This window comes from Bacillus haikouensis, assembly GCF_013179555.1.
Taxonomy (GTDB): domain Bacteria; phylum Bacillota; class Bacilli; order Bacillales; family Bacillaceae_B; genus Rossellomorea; species Rossellomorea haikouensis_A.
Genome location: NZ_JABMCR010000298.1, coordinates 1 through 4734 on the forward strand (window position 1 = coordinate 1; position 4734 = coordinate 4734).

At 41.9% G+C, this 4734-nt stretch carries 6 protein-coding genes; all 6 read left to right on the forward strand.

The genetic code is table 11. The annotated features are described in order from the left end of the window. The first annotated feature begins 31 nt into the window (after positions 1-31). Positions 32-1198, forward strand: coding sequence for a D-alanyl-D-alanine carboxypeptidase family protein (locus HP456_RS20090; protein WP_281358100.1), 1167 nt, complete (start codon positions 32-34; stop codon positions 1196-1198). Next, complete coding sequence (locus tag HP456_RS20095; protein WP_172254406.1) at positions 1191-1784, forward strand: nucleoside recognition domain-containing protein; 594 nt, start codon at positions 1191-1193, stop codon at positions 1782-1784. Before HP456_RS20090 ends, HP456_RS20095 begins: the two co-directional genes overlap by 8 nt. Then, positions 1785-2315, forward strand: coding sequence for a spore maturation protein (locus HP456_RS20100; protein WP_172254408.1), 531 nt, complete (start codon positions 1785-1787; stop codon positions 2313-2315). A 197-nt stretch (positions 2316-2512) separates the two neighbouring features. Further along, positions 2513-3244, forward strand: coding sequence for a pseudouridine synthase (locus HP456_RS20105; RefSeq protein ID WP_172254410.1), 732 nt, complete (start codon positions 2513-2515; stop codon positions 3242-3244). Positions 3245-3470: 226 nt separating this feature from the next. After that, positions 3471-4001 carry a thiol-disulfide oxidoreductase ResA gene (gene resA, locus HP456_RS20110; RefSeq protein WP_172254411.1) on the forward strand — a complete coding sequence of 177 codons (531 nt, stop codon included), beginning with the start codon at positions 3471-3473 and terminating at the stop codon, positions 3999-4001. A gap of 34 nt (positions 4002-4035) precedes the next feature. After that, a partial coding sequence (locus HP456_RS20115; protein WP_172254412.1) for a cytochrome c biogenesis ResB family protein occupies positions 4036-4734 on the forward strand: 699 nt, incomplete at its 3' end.

The following is a 4734-nucleotide window of genomic DNA, read 5'->3' on the forward strand; positions in this document are numbered from 1 at the left end:
ACAAACACTTCAAAGTAAGATAAAGGGGTAGATGAGTGTGTACAAGAAAAAAATGAAAAATTACATATATTATATGCTTGTATTTGCGTTATTGTTTGTCCTGGTCTCTGAGGAAGTCAAGGCTGCTCCTTCTGTAAGTGCTCAGAGAGCCATACTGATGGATAGCGAGACAGGAAGAATTTTGTACGAGAAGGATGCAGACAGCAAGAGCAGGATTGCAAGTATCACAAAAATTATGACAGCGATACTTGCGATTGAATCAGGGAAGATGCATGAAAAAGTGACTGTTTCATCCAATGCATCCGGAACAGAGGGCTCTTCACTTTACCTGAAAGCCGGTGAAAAGATAAAACTTGAAGACCTGGTTTATGGATTGATGCTTAGGTCCGGGAACGATTCGGCAGTTGCAATCGCTGAGTCAGTAGGCGGAAGCCTCGAAGGATTTGTCCATTTGATGAATCAAAAAGCTGCTGAAATCGGCATGAAGAATTCTCATTTTTCTAACCCGCATGGACTGGATGATCATGAAGATCACTATTCCACAGCCTATGACATGGCATTATTGACTAAGTATGCGATGAATAACGATATTTATAGGAAGATTTCGGGTACTAAAGTCCATACCGCGCCTAACCCTGAAGAAAAATGGGACCGAAAATGGAAAAATAAAAACAGGCTTGTCACCGAGCTTTATAAACATAGTACAGGCGGCAAAACCGGGTATACAAAACGGGCTAAAAGAACGCTTGTCTCCACAGCTTCAAATGACGGGGAGAACTTAATCGCAGTCACATTGAATGCACCGGATGATTGGAATGACCATATCGGCATGTTTGAATATGGATTTAAACAATTCAATTACAAAACAGTCCTGGAAGAAGGTATCATCAAGAAATTTGATGATGAATTTTATAAGGGACGTGTATATGTGAAACGCGAGGTGATCTTGACGCTCAGGAATGAAGAAGAACAATCGGTAAGAATTGAATACAAAATGATAAAACCGGAACAGGAATGGAGGAACAAAGAAAATATACCGGAAGTTGTAGGCAAGGCAGTCATCTTTTTAGACGATAAAGAAGTGGATGCACTCCCGGTATTCTTTAAACGTGATAAGGAACTGGAAGAAGAGAAAAGCTGGTGGAAGTTTTGGGCGTATTCGTTCGAAAGCTTCCTTGGAGTAAGTCAAAATGGTTAATCTGATCTGGGTTGGGATGACCATAATCGGACTTGTATTTGCCATCATCAACGGAAGGATGGAAGAGATAAATGAAGCTATTTTCAAGTCAGCCAATGAAGCGGTAACGCTTTGTATCGGATTGATCAGCGTCCTCGTATTCTGGCTCGGAATCATGAGGATCGCACAGGAAGCAGGATTGCTTGAAAAACTGGCGAAACTATTCCGGCCGTTTGTGAAACGTTTATTTCCGGACATTCCCGACGATCATCCTGCAATGGGTTATATCCTGTCAAATATGATCGCAAACATGTTCGGCCTGGGAAATGCCGCAACCCCTCTGGGTATTAAAGCTATGGAACAGCTAAAGCAATTAAACGGAGGAGGGGATTCTGCTAGCAGATCCATGATTACTTTTTTAGCCATCAACACATCAAGCCTTACGATCATCCCCACAACAGTCATTGCCATTCGAATGAAATATGATTCGGCATCGCCGACTGAAATCGTAGGGCCGACTTTAATCGCAACCATGATATCCACCATAGGTGCTATAATGATAGACCGGTATTTTCATTACAGACGTACTCGTCGCGAGGTGAAATAGATGCAATGGATTTCTACTATATCACTGTGGCTGATTCCAATGATGATTGGGTTCATACTAATCTATGGGACTCTAAAGAAAGTCCCCACGTACGAAGTGTTTGTAGAAGGCGGTAAAGAAGGGGTGAAAATCGCGATCTCCATCATTCCTTTTTTGATAGGGATGCTTGTTGCAATCACTGTATTCAGAGAATCCGGTGCATTGGAATTCTTTGTCAGCCTCATACGACCTGCACTTATTGCATTAGGCATCCCTCCTGAAATTGTCCCTCTCGCCATTATAAGGCCGATATCAGGTACAGCAGCTCTCGGAATGATGAGCGATATTGTAGCCGCCTATGGTCCTGATTCCTTTATCGGAAGACTGGCATCCACCCTGCAGGGAAGTACCGATACAACGTTATATGTCTTGACCGTTTACTTCGGTGCAGTGGGAATACGGAAAATGGGGGATGCCCTGAAAGTCGGCCTGCTTGCGGACCTAGTCGGAATAGCCGCTGCTATCTTCATCGTCACTATCATGTTTGCTTGATAATCAGTAAATTCATTAGTATGAAAGAATGGAAATAGTACATCATTGAAAACTTTAGTAGAGCAGAATCGTTATAGCGGAATGTAAAAACCAAAACAGCCCTGGGGCTGTTTTTTCTTTTTGCCTTTCTATTTTGTCCCGATTATGTAATAATTCATGAAGACAAAAGTTTTGAAAATCAGAAGAGGTGAAATACCGTGGAACGTTTACAAAAAGTAATTGCTCACAGCGGCGTGGCATCAAGACGAAAAGCCGAGCAGTTAATCATAGAAGGTAAAGTAAAAGTGAATGGAAATGTCGTGAAAGAACTTGGGACAAAGGTATCGTCTTCAGATAAAGTCGAAGTGAACGGTGTTCAAATCGAAAGAGAGAACAAAGTATACTATATGCTTTACAAACCAAGAGGTGTTATTTCAGCAGTCACGGATGATAAAGATCGTAAAGTGGTTACGGACTTCTTCCCTGAAATCGATGAAAGAATCTATCCGGTCGGACGCCTGGATTATGACACATCCGGATTGCTCCTTCTGACAAATGATGGAGAATTCGCCAATCTTCTCATGCATCCAAGCAGTCAGATTGAAAAGACCTACGTAGCAAGATTAAAAGGGATACCCCCTAAATTCAAAATCAGAGAACTTGAAAAAGGAATCAGGCTTGATGACGGTGTGACCGCCCCGGCAAAGGTAAAAGTGCTCAGCATTGATAAAAAGCAAGGTAAATCGATCGCTGAAATCAGCATCCATGAAGGAAGGAACCGTCAAGTCCGCAGAATGTTCGAAGCAATCGGATTTCCCGTACAGAAACTGAAGCGGGAAAGGTTTGCCTTTCTTACACTACACGGTCTAAATGCCGGTGAAGGACGCGAGTTGACACCTCATGAGGTCAAACAGTTGAGAACACTTGCCGAAACGGGGAGCATTCGATAAGAATGAAATGAAATGTCACATATCATTCATATATTCATGCTTTGAAAAAAGTGATAAATGGTATAATGAGAAGGGAATTTTCCTTGCGGTGAAGGTGAATTCCCTACATAGAAATAGTGATAACTGACTTAATTGTAGGGACTGATCATATTATCAGGCCCTTTCCTGTTGTTAAGAGTATCATTTCCAAATGTGAGAACGATTACATTGGTGGAGGGATCGTTAAGTGAACAAAAAGAAACGCAGACTGCTTATAAGAAGTATCATACTCATCCTGTTGATTTCTGCGGTTGTGTATACTCTGTATGCAAACTTTACGAAAGATCAAAGAGGGCAGATTCAAGCAGGAGATAAAGCACCTGATTTTGTATTGACAGATATGGAAGGTGAAATACACAAACTCTCGGATTATGAGGGTAAAGGGGTATTCCTTAATTTCTGGGGTACGTGGTGTAAACCTTGTGAAAAAGAAATGCCCTATATGAATAATCAATACAAAATGTTTAAAGATCAAGACGTTCAAGTACTGGCTGTCAATGTGGGTGAGTCGGAATTTTTGGTCAATCGGTTCGCTTCAAAGCATAACCTTGAGTTCCCGATCGTCATTGATGAAAACGATGAAGTGTTGAACGCATATGGAGTGGATCCGCTGCCCACCACCTTCTTGATCAATCCTGAAGGAGAAGTCGTTAAAGTCATTACAGGCACCATGACAGAAGAAGATATAAGAGGACATATGGAAAGTATCATGCCCTAATATCCATTGAACTTACGATTAAGGAGTTTTATTCATGAAGGAAATAAAATGTGAATGCGGACATGTCAACCCGATTGGTACCGTACTTTGTGAATCATGCGGACGTGCACTAACACCTAAAGCAAAAGAGGAAAAGCTGCATGATATGCGCTATGAAGGAAGTGCGAGACGATCTCAAACGTATAATAAATCGATCATCGATAAAGTGTGGAATTTCTTTTCATCTGTAAAAGTTGGAGTATGGCTGATCGTCATCACGCTGATCGCTTCTGCAGTCGGGACGATATTGCCTCAGGAACAATACATCCCTTCTGTACTCCCGCCTGAACAGTTTTATGAGGAAGTATACGGGTTTTTCGGGAAGTTGTATTATATGCTCGGTTTCCACGATCTGTACAGTTCCTGGTGGTATCTATTATTAATCGCTTCAATCGGGGTATCATTGGTCATATGCAGTCTGGACCGCGTCATTCCTTTGCATCGCGCACTGAAGACCCAGCGTGTTTCACGCCATGAAAGTTTTTTAAAGCGTCAGCGGGTATACGGAGTGACAGAAACGACGAATATAGATGATAACCTTGATAAAATCAAGAAAAAGCTAGGAGAGAAGAAGTACAAGATTCGTGAAGAAAATGGAAACATCCTTGCTGAGAAAAATCGTTTTTCCAGATGGGGCCCTTATGTCAATCACGTTGGGCTGATCATCTTCCTGATTGGTGGAATGCTCCGGTTC

Bases quoted from the DNA above. Each gene is read 5' to 3' on its own strand.
- HP456_RS20100 (WP_172254408.1), top strand. From the start codon at position 1,785: ATGCAATGGATTTCTACTATATCACTGTGGCTGATTCCAATGATGATT.
- HP456_RS20090 (WP_281358100.1), top strand. From the start codon at position 32: ATGAGTGTGTACAAGAAAAAAATGAAAAATTACATATATTATATGCTT.
- HP456_RS20095 (WP_172254406.1), top strand. From the start codon at position 1,191: ATGGTTAATCTGATCTGGGTTGGGATGACCATAATCGGACTTGTATTT.